General features: G+C 40.7%; 16 protein-coding genes and 1 tRNA gene. 9 read left to right on the top strand and 8 right to left on the bottom strand.

The genetic code is table 11. The annotated features are described in order from the left end of the window. The 3 genes from AC570H_RS01235 to AC570H_RS01225 are packed head-to-tail and all read left to right on the top strand — an operon-like array spanning window position 1 to window position 2,018. Window positions 1-888 carry a glycosyltransferase family 2 protein gene (locus AC570H_RS01235; RefSeq protein WP_497350877.1) on the top strand — a complete coding sequence of 296 codons (888 nt, stop codon included), beginning with the start codon at window positions 1-3 and terminating at the stop codon, window positions 886-888. After that, window positions 869-1,489 (top strand): exosortase Y, encoded by a 621-nt coding sequence (gene xrtY / locus AC570H_RS01230; protein ID WP_497350875.1) that lies wholly within the window; start codon window positions 869-871, stop codon window positions 1,487-1,489. The genes AC570H_RS01235 and xrtY overlap by 20 nt, the downstream gene beginning before the upstream one ends. Beyond that, window positions 1,464-2,018 carry a WcaF family extracellular polysaccharide biosynthesis acetyltransferase gene (locus tag AC570H_RS01225; protein WP_497350873.1) on the top strand — a complete coding sequence of 185 codons (555 nt, stop codon included), beginning with the start codon at window positions 1,464-1,466 and terminating at the stop codon, window positions 2,016-2,018. Before xrtY ends, AC570H_RS01225 begins: the two co-directional genes overlap by 26 nt. Window positions 2,019-2,074: 56 nt before the next feature. On the opposite strand, the gene obgE is transcribed toward AC570H_RS01225, so the two are convergent. From obgE to AC570H_RS01205, 4 genes are all read right to left on the bottom strand, one after another. After that, window positions 2,075-3,076 (bottom strand): GTPase ObgE, encoded by a 1,002-nt coding sequence (obgE, locus tag AC570H_RS01220; protein ID WP_497350871.1) that lies wholly within the window; start codon window positions 3,074-3,076, stop codon window positions 2,075-2,077. 69 nt (window positions 3,077-3,145) lie between these two features. Continuing rightward, complete coding sequence (locus AC570H_RS01215) at window positions 3,146-3,715, bottom strand: adenylate kinase (RefSeq protein ID WP_497350869.1); 570 nt, start codon at window positions 3,713-3,715, stop codon at window positions 3,146-3,148. A gap of 192 nt (window positions 3,716-3,907) precedes the next feature. Further along, on the bottom strand, window positions 3,908-5,377 hold the full coding sequence (locus tag AC570H_RS01210; RefSeq protein WP_497350867.1) for a serine hydrolase: 1,470 nt from the start codon (window positions 5,375-5,377) through the stop codon (window positions 3,908-3,910). Between the two features lie 78 nt (window positions 5,378-5,455). Beyond that, window positions 5,456-6,076 (bottom strand): DNA-3-methyladenine glycosylase family protein, encoded by a 621-nt coding sequence (locus AC570H_RS01205; protein ID WP_497350865.1) that lies wholly within the window; start codon window positions 6,074-6,076, stop codon window positions 5,456-5,458. A gap of 197 nt (window positions 6,077-6,273) precedes the next feature. Here AC570H_RS01205 and AC570H_RS01200 point away from each other — a divergent pair, with 197 nt between their 5' ends. After that, window positions 6,274-7,908 (top strand): serine hydrolase domain-containing protein, encoded by a 1,635-nt coding sequence (locus AC570H_RS01200; RefSeq protein ID WP_497350863.1) that lies wholly within the window; start codon window positions 6,274-6,276, stop codon window positions 7,906-7,908. Between the two features lie 66 nt (window positions 7,909-7,974). Here the strand turns inward: AC570H_RS01200 and AC570H_RS01195 are convergent. The 4 genes from AC570H_RS01195 to AC570H_RS01180 form a co-directional block, all read right to left on the bottom strand. Then, window positions 7,975-8,048, bottom strand: a tRNA-Arg gene (locus tag AC570H_RS01195). A gap of 99 nt (window positions 8,049-8,147) precedes the next feature. Further along, window positions 8,148-8,612 (bottom strand): redoxin domain-containing protein, encoded by a 465-nt coding sequence (locus AC570H_RS01190; protein ID WP_497350861.1) that lies wholly within the window; start codon window positions 8,610-8,612, stop codon window positions 8,148-8,150. A 144-nt stretch (window positions 8,613-8,756) separates the two neighbouring features. After that, window positions 8,757-9,677: an SDR family oxidoreductase gene (locus tag AC570H_RS01185; RefSeq protein WP_497350859.1), complete on the bottom strand. Its 921-nt coding sequence runs from the start codon at window positions 9,675-9,677 to the stop codon at window positions 8,757-8,759. 104 nt (window positions 9,678-9,781) lie between these two features. Continuing rightward, window positions 9,782-10,411, bottom strand: coding sequence for a DUF1266 domain-containing protein (locus AC570H_RS01180; RefSeq protein WP_497350857.1), 630 nt, complete (start codon window positions 10,409-10,411; stop codon window positions 9,782-9,784). A gap of 262 nt (window positions 10,412-10,673) precedes the next feature. Here AC570H_RS01180 and atpD point away from each other — a divergent pair, with 262 nt between their 5' ends. The 5 genes from atpD (at window position 10,674) to ilvD (ending at window position 16,741) form a co-directional block, all read left to right on the top strand. Next, complete coding sequence (gene atpD, locus AC570H_RS01175) at window positions 10,674-12,176, top strand: F0F1 ATP synthase subunit beta (protein ID WP_497350855.1); 1,503 nt, start codon at window positions 10,674-10,676, stop codon at window positions 12,174-12,176. Window positions 12,177-12,261: 85 nt separating this feature from the next. Beyond that, window positions 12,262-12,513: an ATP synthase F1 subunit epsilon gene (gene atpC / locus AC570H_RS01170; protein ID WP_497350853.1), complete on the top strand. Its 252-nt coding sequence runs from the start codon at window positions 12,262-12,264 to the stop codon at window positions 12,511-12,513. A 93-nt stretch (window positions 12,514-12,606) separates the two neighbouring features. Continuing rightward, window positions 12,607-13,311 carry a TMEM175 family protein gene (locus AC570H_RS01165; protein WP_497350851.1) on the top strand — a complete coding sequence of 235 codons (705 nt, stop codon included), beginning with the start codon at window positions 12,607-12,609 and terminating at the stop codon, window positions 13,309-13,311. A 536-nt stretch (window positions 13,312-13,847) separates the two neighbouring features. Then, window positions 13,848-14,738, top strand: coding sequence for a branched-chain amino acid transaminase (locus AC570H_RS01160; protein WP_497350849.1), 891 nt, complete (start codon window positions 13,848-13,850; stop codon window positions 14,736-14,738). Between the two features lie 323 nt (window positions 14,739-15,061). Continuing rightward, window positions 15,062-16,741 (top strand): dihydroxy-acid dehydratase, encoded by a 1,680-nt coding sequence (ilvD, locus tag AC570H_RS01155; RefSeq protein ID WP_497350847.1) that lies wholly within the window; start codon window positions 15,062-15,064, stop codon window positions 16,739-16,741.

Raw genomic sequence — 16,741 nt, 5'->3', positions numbered from 1 at the left:
ATGAACAAGGAGTTTAGTTTCATCATTCTTACTTTTAATGAAGAACAGCATTTGCCAAGATTGCTTCAATCTATCGCTGGCTTAAATGCACAAACCTATATCCTCGATTCTGGAAGTACTGATCAGACTTTGGCCATTGCCGAGCAGTACAAAGCCATAGTCAAAACCAATGCTTTCGAAAACCATCCTAAACAATGGGATTTTGCACTCAAAAACTTTGAAATCACTACACCATGGATCATTGGCCTAGATGCAGATCAGATCGTAACACCTGAGCTTTTTAAACAGCTACAGAATTTTACTGATGGAGATTATTCAAATGTAAACGGCATCTATTTTAATCGAAAAAACTACTTCAAAGGCAAATGGATCAGGTTTGGAGGTTTTTACCCCAAGTACCTGCTAAAAATGTTCAGAACGGGCATTGGTTTTTCCGACCTGAACGAAAATATGGACCATCGCTTTATTGCTCCTGGACAAACAGCTATTTGGAAAAAGGGGCATATCCTAGAAGAGAACCTCAAAGAAAATAAAATCAGTTTCTGGATAGCCAAACACAATCGATACAGCGATCTTATTGCCCAAGAGGAAATAGAACGCCTCAATAAACAGCGCAAACAAACATTAAAGCCCAATCTATTCGGTAATCCAGACGAACGGAATGCCTGGCTTAAAAGATTGTGGTGGAAACTGCCTTTAGGTTTAAGGCCTTTTTTCTATTTTAGCTACCGATTAATTTTTAAGCTCGGCTTTTTAGACGGATCAACAGGAATTTTATTCCACTTTTTACAAGCCTTTTGGTTTCGTTTAATTGTAGACGTAAAAATTAAAGAAATACTAAAAGAAACGCAAGCTCAAAATAATTCTCATGGACCAACAACTCGATAAGAAAAAAGCCAACCGAACCGCAATTTTATTCGTAGTTAAACTCTTGTTATTCTATTTCTTGTTTAGCCAAGGCAATTTATTCATGAATAGCGTAATGAGTACAGGTGGCAGGTTTTATAATCCTTTCATCGAACAAAATTTCAACTATATTCAAGGATTAAGATCAGCATTGATTGGTCCGGCTACATGGATTATAAAGCTTTTTGGTTTTTATGCCATACACAACAATACCGATGTACTGGTAGTAGATGGTCCTTATCTGCGTGTCAACTATGCTTGTTTGGGGATTGGTGTAATGTCTTTTTTGACGGCTTTTGTCATCGCCTTTCCGGCAAAACTTAAAGCAAAAATAAAATTGTTGGTTTTTGGTTTATTACTGATTTATATACTGAACATGCTTCGCATTGCCGCATTGGGTGTATTATTGGGCTTTTTTAAATCACAACGCAACAACTTTACCTACCACCACGAGGTATTCAATATCTTGGTTTACATCATCATTTTCTTTGTACTTTATTATTGGGTAAAGAAAAATACGGTGATGCTTGTTCCTCCATCAAAAGATACTAACGAAATTGAACAAGGAAACCCAGCTTCATAAAAATTTCGACAAGAAAGGCTTCGACTCCGGCGCCTCCTCGCTAAAGATCATCTGTTGGTATTTTACCAGTATGTTTTTCTTTCGCTCGGGCTTGGTACCTTTTAGTTCGGTTTTGGTGTTTCTGTTGCGCTTGTTTGGCGCTAAGATCGGAAAGGATGTAAGGATTAAGCCTTATATTTATGTACATTATCCCTGGAAGCTTACTGTTGGCGACCATTCGTGGCTAGCCGAATGCAGGATCGAAAACCTGGCAGAGGTTAGCATCGGGAAAAATGTATGCATCTCTCAGGAAGCCATGTTGCTAACCGGTAACCACGACTATAAAAAAGTTGATTTTGACCTGATTACGAAGCCCATCACGTTAGAAGACGGTGTTTGGATCGGTGCCAAAGCCACTGTTTGTCCGGGTATAAAGGCCTATTCGCATGCTGTGCTTACGGTAGGCTCTATAGCTACCAAAGACCTAGAAGCTTATTCCATTTACCAGGGAAATCCTGCGGTTAAGGTAAAAGACAGGCTGATTAGCTAATTAGTTTATTAGCTCATTGGTTCATTAGTCTCTTGTAAACTGTGAACCGAAAACTGCTAACTCTCCGCGTTAATCGCTTCCCAAAGCATATCTTTCAAGTTTACCAAGCCTTGCTGTGCCACTGAAGAGATAAATACAGCGGGTATTTTTGGAAGTTCCTTCTTCATTTCCTCTTTCAGTTCTTCATCTAGCAAATCAGATTTGGTAATAGCCAATAAGTGTGGCTTTTGCATCAGTTCTGAATTGTATTCCTTCAATTCCTTCTTTAAGATTTCGTATTCTTCCTTGATCGATCTACTGGTATCAGCTGGAACCATAAAGAGCAATACAGAATTTCGCTCAATGTGGCGCAAAAACCTAAAGCCCAATCCCTTACCTTTTGATGCACCTTCTATAATTCCCGGAATATCGGCCATTACAAAAGACTTCCCGTTACGGTAAGAAACGATGCCCAAATTAGGCACCAAGGTAGTGAAGGGATAATCGGCAATTTCTGGCTTCGCGGCCGAAAGTACCGACAAAAGTGTCGATTTTCCAGCATTCGGAAAGCCTACCAAACCTACATCGGCTAATACTTTCAGTTCCAGCACCATCCACTCTTCTTTTCCCGATTCTCCAGGCTGTGCAAAACGTGGCGTTTGTTGCGTAGGGCTTTTAAAATGCCAATTGCCCAAACCGCCTCTGCCTCCAGCCGTTAATATTTTGGTTTCACCATCTTGGGTGATTTCGAAAAGCACTTCCCCGGTTTCGGCATCACGGGCAATGGTACCCAAGGGTACTTCCAATACTTCGTCTTTGCCTGTTCTTCCAGTTTTTTGTCCGCTGCCCCCACTTAGTCCGTCTTCGGCAATAATATGTTTTCTATATTTTAAATGAAGCAAGGTCCAGAACTGTGAATTTCCTTTGAGGATGATGTGGCCGCCTCTGCCTCCATCTCCGCCATCAGGGCCACCTGTTGCAGTGAGTTTATCGCGGTGCAAATGTGCAGAACCTGCCCCACCCTTGCCAGAACGGCAACATATCTTAACGTAATCTACAAAATTTGATCCTTGCGACATAATAATCCTTTAAAATAAAAAAGCGGAAAGAACCTAACCTCTTCCCGCTATTCTTTATCAATTTATAATTTAATACTGATCAATAACCTCACAAAGGCTGTTAAAAATAATCTCGATCTCGCCGATGCCATTAATTTTGGTCAGTTTTTTTTGTTCGTCGTAATAAGGCAATACCAAAACGATCTTATTGAAATATTCATCAATGCGTTTTTGGATCTTGTCTGCCTGGTCATCAACCCTGCCGCTTTCTTTTTGACGTTGTGCTACTCGCTTGGTCAATTCGTCTTTATCTACATCCAGCGCAATTACACCTGCAATTTTGCTTCCCTTGCTTTCTAAGAACTTATCTAACTCTACAGCCTGAGGAATTGTTCTTGGAAAACCGTCGAACACAAAGCCTTTTGCCTGTGGGTTTTTGTCTACTTCTTCTTCTAGCATGTCGATGGTGATCTTATCCGGCACCAATTCGCCATCAGCTATCAATTGACTCACTTTTTTGCCAAGTGGAGTCTGATTTTTAATGTGTGCTCTGAAAAGATCTCCTGTAGAAATGTGGACTAACTGATACTTATCTATCAGTTTCTGAGATTGGGTGCCTTTGCCTGCACCTGGAGGGCCAAAGAGAACTAAATTCAGCATTAAGGTCTAGTTAGTTGAAACTTCCCTAAAGGAAGATTATTACTGATTAAAAAATACAAATCAACCCCTAAAAGGCTAATCCTTTGCGGCTGCAAATATATAAATATAAATCATCTGTTTGCGTATTTTTTTAAACTTTGGAAATATCAACTCAGTGCAAACCAATTGCATAACTGATAACTAGTTTACTCATCAGGGGATCGCCTTTCTTAATGGATAGCCTTTATTGCCGTTTTCGTACATGATTAATCCACCTATTTGCCCGCTTGCATCTTCAGTAAAAACAAAACTCAGGTTATCAGGCTTTTCCTCAATTCTAAAACTGCCATCAGGCAAGCTATAAAGTTTAAACTTTTTATTTGTACCCGTTTTCTTAAAATAAAGTTGCCCCTGTACCTCACTGATCTCAATTGCGTCCTTTCCAGAGAACTGATAATTGCCAACATATTTTTGAAAGTTAGCTACATCCTGCCCGTTTATACTTTGCATAATTGGCCATTTGTAAGTATCGGCCACACTACGAATAACTTCCAATGCCAGCCATTCGCCAGCATCAGAATTGGTTAAGACTATGGCTCCTTGGCCTGTTTGGGTTAAGCCAAACAACATTCCTGTATAGCCGGCATTGTTCCCTGAGTGCCAATAGCCCAAAACTTCTTTAGCCCCTTTTAAATGAAAGCCCAAGCCCATCGAATTTATCTGGGGCTTAAGCATTTGCTTAAATAGAGCCGAATCTAATGGAACATTTGCTTCTCCAAGTGCTATTTTTTGCAGGCCGATTACCAGCCTTGCCAAATCGGCGGCCGTTGTCCAAGGCCCTGCTGCACCCTGTTCTGGATAAATCCGATATTTCATTGACTTATCTATTTTACCATCAGCATCGTGACCACGAGCAATGGTTCGATTCAAATCAGTATCTGGTCGATAAGCGTAAGTGGTATGGATAAGGCCAAGTGGTTTAAACACCGTTTCACCAACATAGGCTGAAAAATCTACCCCTGTTAAATCTTCGATCAACTGCTGGATAATCAGGTAACCGCCTCCCGAATAGCGTTCTACGGTACCTGGAACAGTCACAATTGAAAGCTTTTTCTTGTTGTTGGCAGGTGAAATCGCATTAAGAATCTGTTGAAGGGAAGGCAAATTTTGGCCTGGCTCATAACCTTCAAAGCCATAATCGTCTCCCAAACCCGCCGAATGGGATAAAAGCATCCTTAGGGTTATTTTTTTCTTTTCTGTAAAATTATTTTCCGGGATTTTCCAATTTTTGAGCTTTAGGTTTACCTCTTCATCTAGCCCTATCTTACCCTCCTTTACCAAATGCACGGCCGCAATTGCCGTAATCACTTTTCCTATAGAGGCACACTGAAACAAGGTAGCCGTATCTACCAACTCTGAAGGATTGCTTGCATCTTTTACGCCATAGGCTTTTGCCGAGGCCAGTTTTCCATTATCAATTACCGCAACACTCATTCCATTGACCTTACGCGCCTTCATTCGGGCCTCAATGTGCTGATTTAACGTTTGCCTATCTCTGATGATCAATTTTGGACTAAGGCCATTTTCTACTTGAGTAATTTTTGGATCTGCTGCTGTTTGAGCATTCGCCGAACCAATGAAACTGTACAGGAGCAGGAAATAAATAAGGGAATAGCTGCGCATCTTTTTGGGGTCAAAATTCCTTCTAGGTTAAAGTTAAACTATTACTACGAAGATTTGAAAAAGAAAGCTTTTTGGCAATTATAGCTTCTTTTTCTGGTTATTGTTCCAATGCCACAAATGCACGCATACATAGCTTCGATAGGGTTTCCATTGCTCGGCCAGTTCAATGATGCGTTTCCTCAGCTTTTTCCTATCGGCCCTGTCTAATTCAAACAAATCGGCCATCATATTTTGGATGATGAGATCGTCGGCTACAAAAACATCTTCGCGGGCAAGGGCAAACATCAACAAAACCTGTACTGTCCATTGTCCAACACCTTTAATAGCGCCAATGTATTGGCCAATTTCCTCGTCCGTCATCAGGCTCAATTTCTCGAGACTAAGTCCTTGCTCTAAATCAAATCTGGCAATGTTCTGAATATAGCCTGCCTTTTGTTTAGATAGGCCAATGCTTTGCAACTGTTCGATTGAAGTAGCCAAAACTTCATCCGAGCTTGGCGCCATGCCTCCATAAAGCCCTAGGAATCTTTCATAAATCACATCAGCTACTCGAGTTGACAATTGCTGACTAATAATCGAATTATAGAGGTAGAGCGGAATATTCTCTTTGGCTTTCAATGCATGCTCGCTGGCACCTTCAAATACAAGTTGGAGATCTGGATGATTGGAAAGCGAATCAAAGTAAGGATGAGTAGCCATAACAGGAATTTTGTTTAAAGATAAGAACATTCAGGATACTGTTCGATAACGCACATAAAATACCGTCCAATAACGAACAGTTCTGCCTAGAGAAAAACCACTAAAGTGTTCTTTAGAGAGCGGGAAACATTATTTCCTAGACTGGCACCGAATTGGCCTAGGGTAGCTATAAAATGTCAAACCCTATTTTATTCAAAATGAACATACTTCTTTTTTCTATCCGTAAAAATCTTTTCCTGTTGTTGGTTCTTGTTTCGTTTAGCACTCTTGCTCAAGAAAAATCAGACACCACATCCTTAATCGACAAAATATTTTCAAGATACAGAGCCGAAAACCCAGGTTGCCAATTTTCGTTAAGCAGCAATGGAAAAATCCTTTTTTCTAAAGCTTGGGGCACTGCAAATTTAGAAGACAGTACTCCATTAAATACGAACTCTATTATTGAAGCCGGCTCAGTATCCAAACAATTTACCGCAGCAGCCATCCTTTTGCTCGAACAACAAGGCAAGCTTTCGCTTGATGACAATGTACGCAAATACCTGCCCGAGTTGCCTGTTTATAGCCACACCATAAGGATCAAACACCTGATACACCATACTAGTGGCATCAAAGACTGGGGAAGTATCGCCGAATTGACGGGATGGAGTCGTGGCACCAAAGCCTACAGCAATGCAGATGCGCTTGAAATTGTTGCACAGCAGAAAACACTCAATCATACACCTGGGGCCGAATTTCTGTACAGCAATTCCAATTATAACCTAATGGCAGTTATTGTACAGCGAACGAGCGGACTCAGCCTTGCCGATTACACCCGCAAATATATTTTCATTCCTGCCGGGATGGAACATACCTCATGGAGAAGTAATTTTAAGACCATTGTTAAAAACCGCGCCGTAGCCTATGCCAAAACCGATGACGGTTATGAAATTGATATGCCCAACGAAAATGCCTATGGCAATGGTGGCCTGCTCACCACAACTGAAGACCTGCTGAAGTGGAACAACTTCTATTTATCTGGCAAACTTGGCGGGTCAGCTTTATTAAAAAAACAGATTGCGCTAGACACCTTCAATAATGGCTTATCTAATTATTACGGGGCGGGACTTTTTATACAGACCCATAACGGGCTAAAAGTTATCAGGCATAGTGGCGCAACCGGAAGTTACAGGTGCTACTTGGAGTATTACCCAACATTAAACTTATCAATGGCTTGGCTTAGCAATACTTCTCAGTTTGACACTGCTCGTTATGATGTCATCAATGAAGTAGAAAAACTATTCTTAAAAAAACCAATAGCCTCAGAATCTAAAACCGATCAGGAAATCAATCTCCCCATAGAAAAATTGAAAGCTTATGAGGGTTGGTATCGGAATGAAAAAACGGGAGAAGGCAGACAGATTCTTTTAAAAGATGGCAAGCTGCTATTCAATAATCAGGCACCGCTTACCCCGCTCAGCAACAATTTATTTAAAATGGGAAGCGACAAGATTTCATTCGATAAAAACAAGGGTTTTAAATTGATCAACTCAGACCAGGATACCGTTCTGTTCAAATCAGTTCCCACTGCAGCAAGGGATTTAAAAGAATATACGGCCAAATATTTTTCCGACGAAAGCAAATTGTGGCTAACTATAGCTTTAAAGAACGATACTTTATTGATGAATATTAATAGTTATACCTCTTATTCTTTAAAACCCACTTATAAAGATGGCTTTATCATACAAAACTTTGGAGGAGTAATGTATTTTGAACGAGATAGCAACGGTAAAATAATCAATATGAAAATTAGCCAATCGAGAGCCAGGAATGTAGCTTATACCAAAACGCAATAGTTGCTTATTTTGAAGTAACAAATCCCCTAAACGAAAAAAGGTGAAAGCTTAAGCTTTCACCTTTTGTGCACTTGTAGGGATTCGAACCCCAAACCTTCTCATCCGTAGTGAGATGCTCTATCCAATTGAGCTACAAATGCATTTCCGTATTGTTAACGGACTGCAAAAGTAAGGCATCAAATTCAATTTCACAATTTTTTGTTCAAGAAAAATTGAATTATTCGCAAAACGTATGCTGCCTATGCTTCTAGCACTTGCTTAATTGCATTAAAATCAGGCAAATCGCCTGCAGATTCTAAAACTTCTGCATAAGTAATTACACCTTCTTCATTTACCACAAACGCTGCTCTTTTAGAAACACCTTTAAGTCCGAAAGCAAATTCATCATAAAAAGCGCCATATGCTGGTGAAGCTTCTTTGTTAAAATCAGACAATAATGGAAACTGATAAGCCTGGTCTTCTTTAAATTTAGCCAAGGTGAAAGGAGAATCTACAGAAACGCCCACTACACCTGCATTGATACCTTCGTAATAGCCAAAACTATCTCTCAAAGTGCACAGCTGTGTAGTGCAGGTACCTGTAAATGCCATAGGAAAAAAGTGAACAACTAATTTCTTTCCTTTATAATCGTTCAATGAAACTTCTTTTAGTTCTGAATTTACTAATTTAAAATCTGGGGCTTTATCGCCAACTTGTAATGCCATCTTGGGTTATTTTTATGTTGTTAAGTTGAAATGTTTGAAGGCTGGAATGTTCCAGGGATAAATTGTTTAGTTGTTCTATTTTATTGATAAGTTAACAGTTATTAATTTTTGGTTCACAGTCCTAATGAACCAATGACTAATGAACTAATCAGCCAATGAGTCTCTAGTTTTTAATTGTTCATCTACGATTGCCAATCCTTCTTCAAAGCTATGCGGCTGATACCGAAGTTGGGTCATGGCTTTGTCTAAAATAAAACCTGTTCTAACTGGTCGTTTGGCTGCTTGATTTAAGGTAGCCGCACTGATTTCGTTGATCAGGCTTTTGTCGAGCTTCCAAAAATCGGCCACTCGCGCCACCAGTTCAGAAATACTCATCATGTCCTTGCCCGAAACATTAAAAACACCCTGTGCCTCATGTTCCACAGTCAGCAGGCAACAATCGGCCAAGTCTTCGGCAAGTGTCGGCATGCGCCATTGGTCGTTCACAATATTTAAGGGGTTGCCTTTCTCCAGGGCTCCTTTGGCCCAAAGCACAATATTGCTTCGGCTCATATCGCTCACAATACCGTACACAATAATGGTTCGCAAAATGGCCCATTTGGCCTTCGATTTCTTGAGCAGTTCTTCGGCCTCCAATTTGGTTTGGCCATAATAGCTCAATGGGTTTGGCTCGGCCTCTTCATCATAAGGGCCGGCAGCACCGTCAAAAATAAAATCGGTAGATAAATGGATCAGCTGGATATCAAATTCTTCGCAAATTTCTATCAGGGTTTGTACAGCTACCACATTTAACTGATAAGCCAATTCCTTTTCTGTTTCGCAGGTATCCACATTGGTCATGGCCGCGGTATGGATAATGGCATCAGGCTGGTATTGCTCAACTACTGATCTTACTTCCTGTGGGTTAAGAATATCCATTTCTGCATACCTATACCCTTCTGCAACAGGATAACGATTGGCGCCTTTTGCAGTGGCAATGAGTTTTACACCACCTTCCTTTATTATCTTTTCGGTAATTTTTTGGCCCAAAAGGCCATTGCTTCCAGTAACTAATACGGTTTTCATCGGCTATTTCAATGTTTATGCAAATGTATTCGTTACTGGGCTAACCTCACAATTAAAATAGAAAATGCATGCCACGGCAAATCACCGCAACATGCATTAAAGGTTTAGCCATTTAAAGGCAATAGCTTATAGATGCTTTTTTCGCCTGTCATCATATCTTTGATCAGGGTTTCGTATTCTTTATTTTCGGCATCATTATCACTCCAGATTTTTCTGCCTTCCAGAAAATCCTTGTAGTAGTCATCCCAGGTTTTAAAATCTTTTTTGGCCATAGGCAATACTTCGGCTACATATTTAGAAGCCTCATCTTTGGTGAGGTAGCCTGCTGCATAAGCCATACAGGCATTGTTTACCAAGCGGGCATAATCCCAAGCGCGGTGCGGGTTTTCGGCATTCCCCTTTTTAAGTTCTTCAAAAGTTGTGATCAGTCCTGCCTTATCTTTAATGCCCCACCAGCTATCAAGCGTACGCTTCGCATCAGCGGCACCATCTTCGGGCTTGAATGGAAACTCCAATAATTCCTTGTAATTGTCTACCAGTTCTTTTTTGTCAGTAGTAGTAATCATGTTATTTACTGAACCTTGGCCGCCGTAGCCTTGAATAAAATATATCCCGCCTAACATAAAGCCACTTAATTTTTCATCTTTAGGTTTATCGGCAGTGCCAGAACCGCCACATGCCGAAACAAAAATGCACAAGGCCGTAGCCAAACTTAATAAGATCGTTTTTTTCATACTCAATTTAGTTTTTGGTTAAGAAATCTAGTTTTCTGAAAGCAAGCAAATATTGAACCATAAATCATTGATAATAAGTGGCAAATTTGCTACTCCGTACACCCAAAAAAACAGCGGTATTTTAACCGTTTAAGGCATGTTGAAAAACTTTTTATTTATGTGTAAAATTTACGTTGAAAAATCTTAACTTTGCCAACCGAATTGCGGGCGCATAAAAACGCCTTTAACATTTTGATTTTTATAATTTTACCAAAAACAATATATGCCTAACATTGGAAAAATAGCGCAGATCATCGGACCGGTAGTTGACGTAAGTTTTGCTAACGATGCCCATTTACCTAAAATTTTCTCAGCATTAGAGATTACTAAAGAAAACGGACAAAAGATCGTTCTTGAAGTTCAACAACACCTTGGCGAGGATCGTGTACGTGCCATCGCAATGGACTCGACCGACGGTTTAGTTCGTGGCATGGAAGCATTAGATACTGGCTCTCCTATCAAAATGCCTGTTGGCGATGAAATCAAAGGCCGTTTGTTTAATGTAGTTGGAGAAGCTATCGACGGGATCAACGCAGTTGATAAAACCGGTGGTAGACCAATCCACAATGCTCCTCCTAGATTTGATGAGCTTTCTACAGAAACTGAGGTACTTTTTACAGGTATCAAAGTGATTGACTTGTTAGAGCCTTATGCAAAAGGTGGTAAAATTGGTTTGTTCGGTGGTGCCGGTGTAGGTAAAACCGTATTGATCATGGAATTGGTAAACAACATCGCAAAAGCTTATGCAGGTTTATCTGTATTTGCTGGTGTAGGCGAGCGTACTCGTGAGGGTAACGACTTATTGCGCGAGTTTATCGAATCAGGCGTAATCAACTATGGCGACGAGTTCTTGCACTCTATGGAAAAAGGTGGCTGGGATTTGAGCAAAGTTGATACCGATAAATTAAAAGAATCAAAAGCAACGTTGGTATTCGGTCAGATGAACGAGCCTCCTGGTGCACGTGCTCGTGTAGCCTTGTCAGGTTTAACTGTAGCAGAATACTTCCGTGATGGTGATGGCGAAGGCGCTGGAAAAGACATCCTTTTCTTCGTTGACAACATCTTCCGTTTCACGCAGGCAGGTTCTGAGGTATCGGCACTTTTGGGTCGTATGCCATCAGCGGTAGGTTACCAACCAACTTTGGCAACAGAGATGGGTTTGATGCAAGAGCGTATTACTTCAACTAAACGTGGTTCAATTACTTCAGTACAGGCCGTTTACGTACCTGCGGATGACTTAACTGACCCTGCTCCGGCTACAACTTTCGCCCACTTGGATGCTACAACCGTACTTTCACGTAAAATTGCCGAGTTGGGTATCTATCCAGCGGTAGATCCATTGGATTCTACTTCACGTATCCTTTCGCCAGCCGTTTTGGGCGATGAGCACTACAACACCGCTCAACGTGTGAAAGAAACTTTACAACGTTATAAAGAATTACAAGATATCATCGCGATTTTGGGTATGGACGAATTATCTGAGGAAGATAAATTGGTTGTATCTCGTGCGCGTCGTGTTCAACGTTTCTTGTCTCAACCTTTCCACGTAGCTGAGCAGTTTACAGGCTTAAAAGGCGTATTGGTTGACATTAAAGACACCATCAAAGGTTTTAACATGATCATGGATGGCGAAGTTGACGAATATCCTGAAGCTGCATTTAACTTGGTAGGTAGCATCGAAGATGCCATCGAAAAAGGTAAAAAATTATTGGCAGAAGCAAACTAGTATCAAGATATAAGTATCAAGTATCAAGATTAGAAATCATGTCTAGATACTTGCTACTAGATACTTGCTACTCAATCTAGAAACAATGAATTTAGAAATATTAACTCCAGACAAGAAAGTTTTCGAAGGCGAAGTAACTGCGGTTACCGTGCCGGGAACTTTGGGTTCTTTTCAAATTTTGAGAGACCACGCGCCTATCATTTCTACTTTGGAAGATGGCCCGGTAATTATTAAAGGTGCTTCTGGCAAAGAAGAAAATACCTTTAACATTAAAGGTGGCGTAGTAGAAGTTCTGGATAATAAAATTGTAGTATTGGCCGAAGCTGTAGTAGCTTAGTTCATCATACCCACCTGTTCGCAGGTATAAAAAATCTGAAAGCCCTTTGAAATAATCAAAGGGCTTTTTATTTTTAGCAAAATCCCTAATCAAATGAGCGCCCCGCAAAACCAGGAAATTACCAAAGAAGAAATCAAGAAAGAGTTCCAGCTAGAAAGAATGATCCTTTTTAGCGACGCCGTATTTGCCATTGTAATTACCTTAATGGCCATAGAAATACACCTGCCTGAGCTCGGCGAACACGAGCAATATACCTTAAGTACTTTTTTAACTGCCTTAAAACACATACTGCCAACTATATTTGCCTATGCCATCAGCTTCTTCTTTATCGGACTGATGTGGTACAAGCACCTCAAAATGTTTAGCCTTTTGAAAGATTATAACCTCGGGCTTGTTATTCGAAACCTGATTTTTCTGTTTTTTATTGGACTCTTCCCTTTTGGGTCTTCCTTAATTGTTCTAAAACAGGAAATTCTTTTGCCTGCGGTAATCTATTCTTTCATCATCCTGCTTTGCATGATCGCTCAACTCATTTTGCACGACTACATTCTAAACAGGGCAAAAGACATTACCATCAAAGTTAACATTACCGAAGAGCGGGAAGAACTAAAAAGGAGGATCCAGGTATTAATCGTCATGATCATTGTTGCCGCACTGGGCTATGTCACCTATCTGATTATCCCTAAAGAAGAAGATAAAACCTATGCCGCCTTATGGACTTTTGTATTTGCCATTATCACTGCACTGATCAACAAGAAAAAAGACAAAAAAACACCTATACTTGCGCCAAAAAAATAACGCTTATTATCTTTTATTTTTTTAATCTTCCATGACGTTTTTCCGATTTCAGGAAGAAAATCAGGAAATTTATAATGCAAGCATAATAAGTATACCAAATACCAAAACCATATTTAGTCTACGCTTCGCCAATATCTAACCTTAAAAAAGGTATTTTATAGAAATTATATTCTGAATTAACTATAAATTCAGAATATAATTTTTTTTCATTTATTTTCTGTTTGCTATTGATAGTTTATAGACCAAAAACTAAATTGGTTTTTATAAAACAACAACAATGAACCGTCTACAAAATTTGAATTTAAGCTTAACAAATCAACTGGTGCTTTTGCCAGTCGGATTGCTGTTGCTTATTCCAATTGTGCTACTCTATATCAAGCAGCAGGGGACGTCGTATCAAAATTTTTAAAACCTAAAAATAACTGAAGCGTCCCCAAAAAAGGGACGCTTTTTTTAATAGAAAAATAAGATGCAACCATGAGGAGACCGGTCTACAATAGACGAGGCCCACCAACAACAGAAACAAAGCAATACCGATGAAATATTACAATTCAAGCACGCTGATTTATTTGAACGGAAAGTTCGTGAAAGCCGCAGAAGCCAAAACCGATTTGTATGGACAGTCTTTACATTATGGTTTGGCCGCTTTCGAAGGCATTCGGGCCTACAAAACCCATAATGCCACGAGAGTTTTCAAAATTAAGGAACACTACAAACGCCTGCAACGTTCTTGCGAGCTGTTGAACATTCCTTTTCCATGGGACATTAACGAACTCATTAAACAAACCTACCGCCTGCTTGAATTGAACAATTTAAAGGATGCCTATATCCGTCCATTGGTATACAGCGAGCCTAACATGTCGTTGGTTGCTCCTCAGGCCGTATCGATCATGATTTGTGCTTGGGAATGGGGTTCTTACCTTGGCGACAAGCAACTAAAGGTGTGCATCTCTCCTTTTCAGCGCCCCAATCCAAAATCAACTTTTGTGGAGGCAAAAATCAGCGGCCATTATGTAAATTCTATTTTGGCTTCTACCGATGCCAAACAAAAAGGTTTCGACGAAGCCTTATTGTTAGACATGGACGAAAACGTAGCCGAGGCTCCAGGCGCCAATATTTTCATCGAGAAAAACGGCAAGCTTTATACGCCTTCTTTGGGCAATATCCTAGCTGGTATTACGCGCGCTACGGTTATCGAGCTTTGTCACGTATTGGATATCGAAGTAATCGAAAAACCAATTAGCGTTGCCGAACTTAAAAATGCAGATGGCGCTTTCTTCTGCGGTACTGCAGCTGAAATTGTCGGTATCCATACCATTGACGATGTAGTTTACAGACAAAGATGGAACGACAGCATCGGTGCAACCATGCAGAGGGCCTATAAAAACCTGGTACTTGAAAAAGTAAACTACGAAGTAATTATCTAATCTAACGTCTCTCCCTGTCCTGTGACACGCAGGATAAATTAGAATGAGCAGAAATAAAATGGTCTGTGGACTACAGACCATAGATTAAAAATAAAATAGTTCTTTGTTTTTTTCAATTTGTTAGTATGTTTGTGGTTCACGGTCCCGACCACATGAATTTGATCACAAACATTATTAGCAACATTATTATTGTCATTTCTTCAAAAAGAGGTGGAATACGTTGCGTATAATCTAAAATATACATTAACCAAAACCGCCTTCACAAGAGGCGGTTTTTTTTTGCCTCAAAAAAACAGAAAACACTAACGATACACCTACAAAAAATGGAATTAAATAAATACAGCAAAACCTTTACCCAAGACCCTACACAACCTGCCGCACAAGCCATGCTTTATGGCATTGGCCTTACAGATGCCGATATGGAAAAAGCACAAGTGGGCATTGCCAGCATGGGCTATGATGGCAATACCTGCAACATGCACTTGAACGATCTTGCCCAAATTGTAAAAAAAGGCGTGTGGGATAACGACTTGGTGGGACTGATTTTTAATACCATTGGCGTAAGCGATGGCATGAGCAACGGAACCGAAGGCATGCGTTATTCGCTGGTTAGCCGCGATGTGATTGCAGATTCCATCGAAACCGTTTGTGGCGGCCAATATTATGATGGTTTGATCACCATTCCGGGTTGCGACAAAAACATGCCTGGCTCTTTAATGGCCATGGGTCGCTTAAACCGACCTTCGATTATGGTTTATGGGGGCACCATTAAACCTGGCCATTACAAAGGCGAAGACCTGAACATTGTTTCGGCCTTCGAAGCTTTGGGCAAGAAAATAGCTGGTCAGATTGACGATTTTGATTTTAAGGAAGTAATTAAGCATGCCTGCCCTGGCGCTGGTGCCTGTGGTGGTATTTACACCGCAAACACCATGGCCGCTGCTGTAGAGGCTTTAGGCATGAGCCTTCCCTTCTCTTCTTCTAATCCCGCATTAAGCGAGGAGAAAAAAGCAGAATGTATCGAGGCTGGAAAAGCCATTCGGGTTTTGCTGGAAAAAGATATCAAGCCAAGCGACATCATGACTCGCAAGGCTTTTGAAAACGCCATTGTAACCATCATGGTTTTAGGAGGTTCTACCAATGCGGTATTGCACTTGATCGCAATGGCCAAAAGTGTGGATGTGAAATTATCGCAAGACGATTTTCAGGAAATCAGCAACCGTATTCCTGTACTGGCCGATATGAAACCAAGTGGCCGTTACATGATGGAAGACCTCCACAAGATTGGTGGCGTTCCTGCGGTAATGAAATACCTGCTGAACAAAGGTTGGCTGCATGGCGATTGCTTAACCGTTACCGGAAAAACATTGGCTGAGAATCTGGCTTCAATTCCAGATCTGGATTTCGATGAACAGAAAATCATTTTTCCTTCAGAAAATCCAATCAAAGCAACTGGGCACTTGCAAATCTTATACGGCAACTTGGCCGAAGGTGGCAGCGTAGCTAAAATAAGTGGCAAGGAAGGCGAGTTTTTTGAAGGCCCTGCCCGTGTATTCAATGGCGAGTTTGACCTGATCAATGGCATTTCAAGTGGTCGCGTAAAACCTGGAGACGTCGTCGTTATTCGCGATGTTGGTCCAAAAGGTGCACCGGGCATGCCAGAAATGCTTAAGCCAACATCTGCGATTTATGGCGCCGGATTGGGAAGCAGCGTAGCCTTAATTACCGATGGCCGTTTTAGTGGAGGTACCCATGGTTTTGTGGTTGGCCACATTACGCCAGAGTACTTTGATGGTGGTTTAATTGCCTTCGTTGAAGATGAAGACAGAATTGAAATCAGCGCCATTACCAATAGCATTACGCTTAAGGTACCTGAAGAAATTATTGCACAGCGCAAAGCCAAATGGCAACAACCCGAATTGAAAATCAAAAAAGGTGTATTGTTCAAATATGCCAGAACCGTAACTACCGCAGCTGAAGGCTGCGTAACCGATGAAGCTTAA

It is taken from the genome of Pedobacter sp. B4419 (assembly GCF_059693725.1).
The sequence above is the reverse complement of the archived record's forward strand: the minus strand, read 5'-3'. Positions and strand labels throughout refer to the sequence as shown.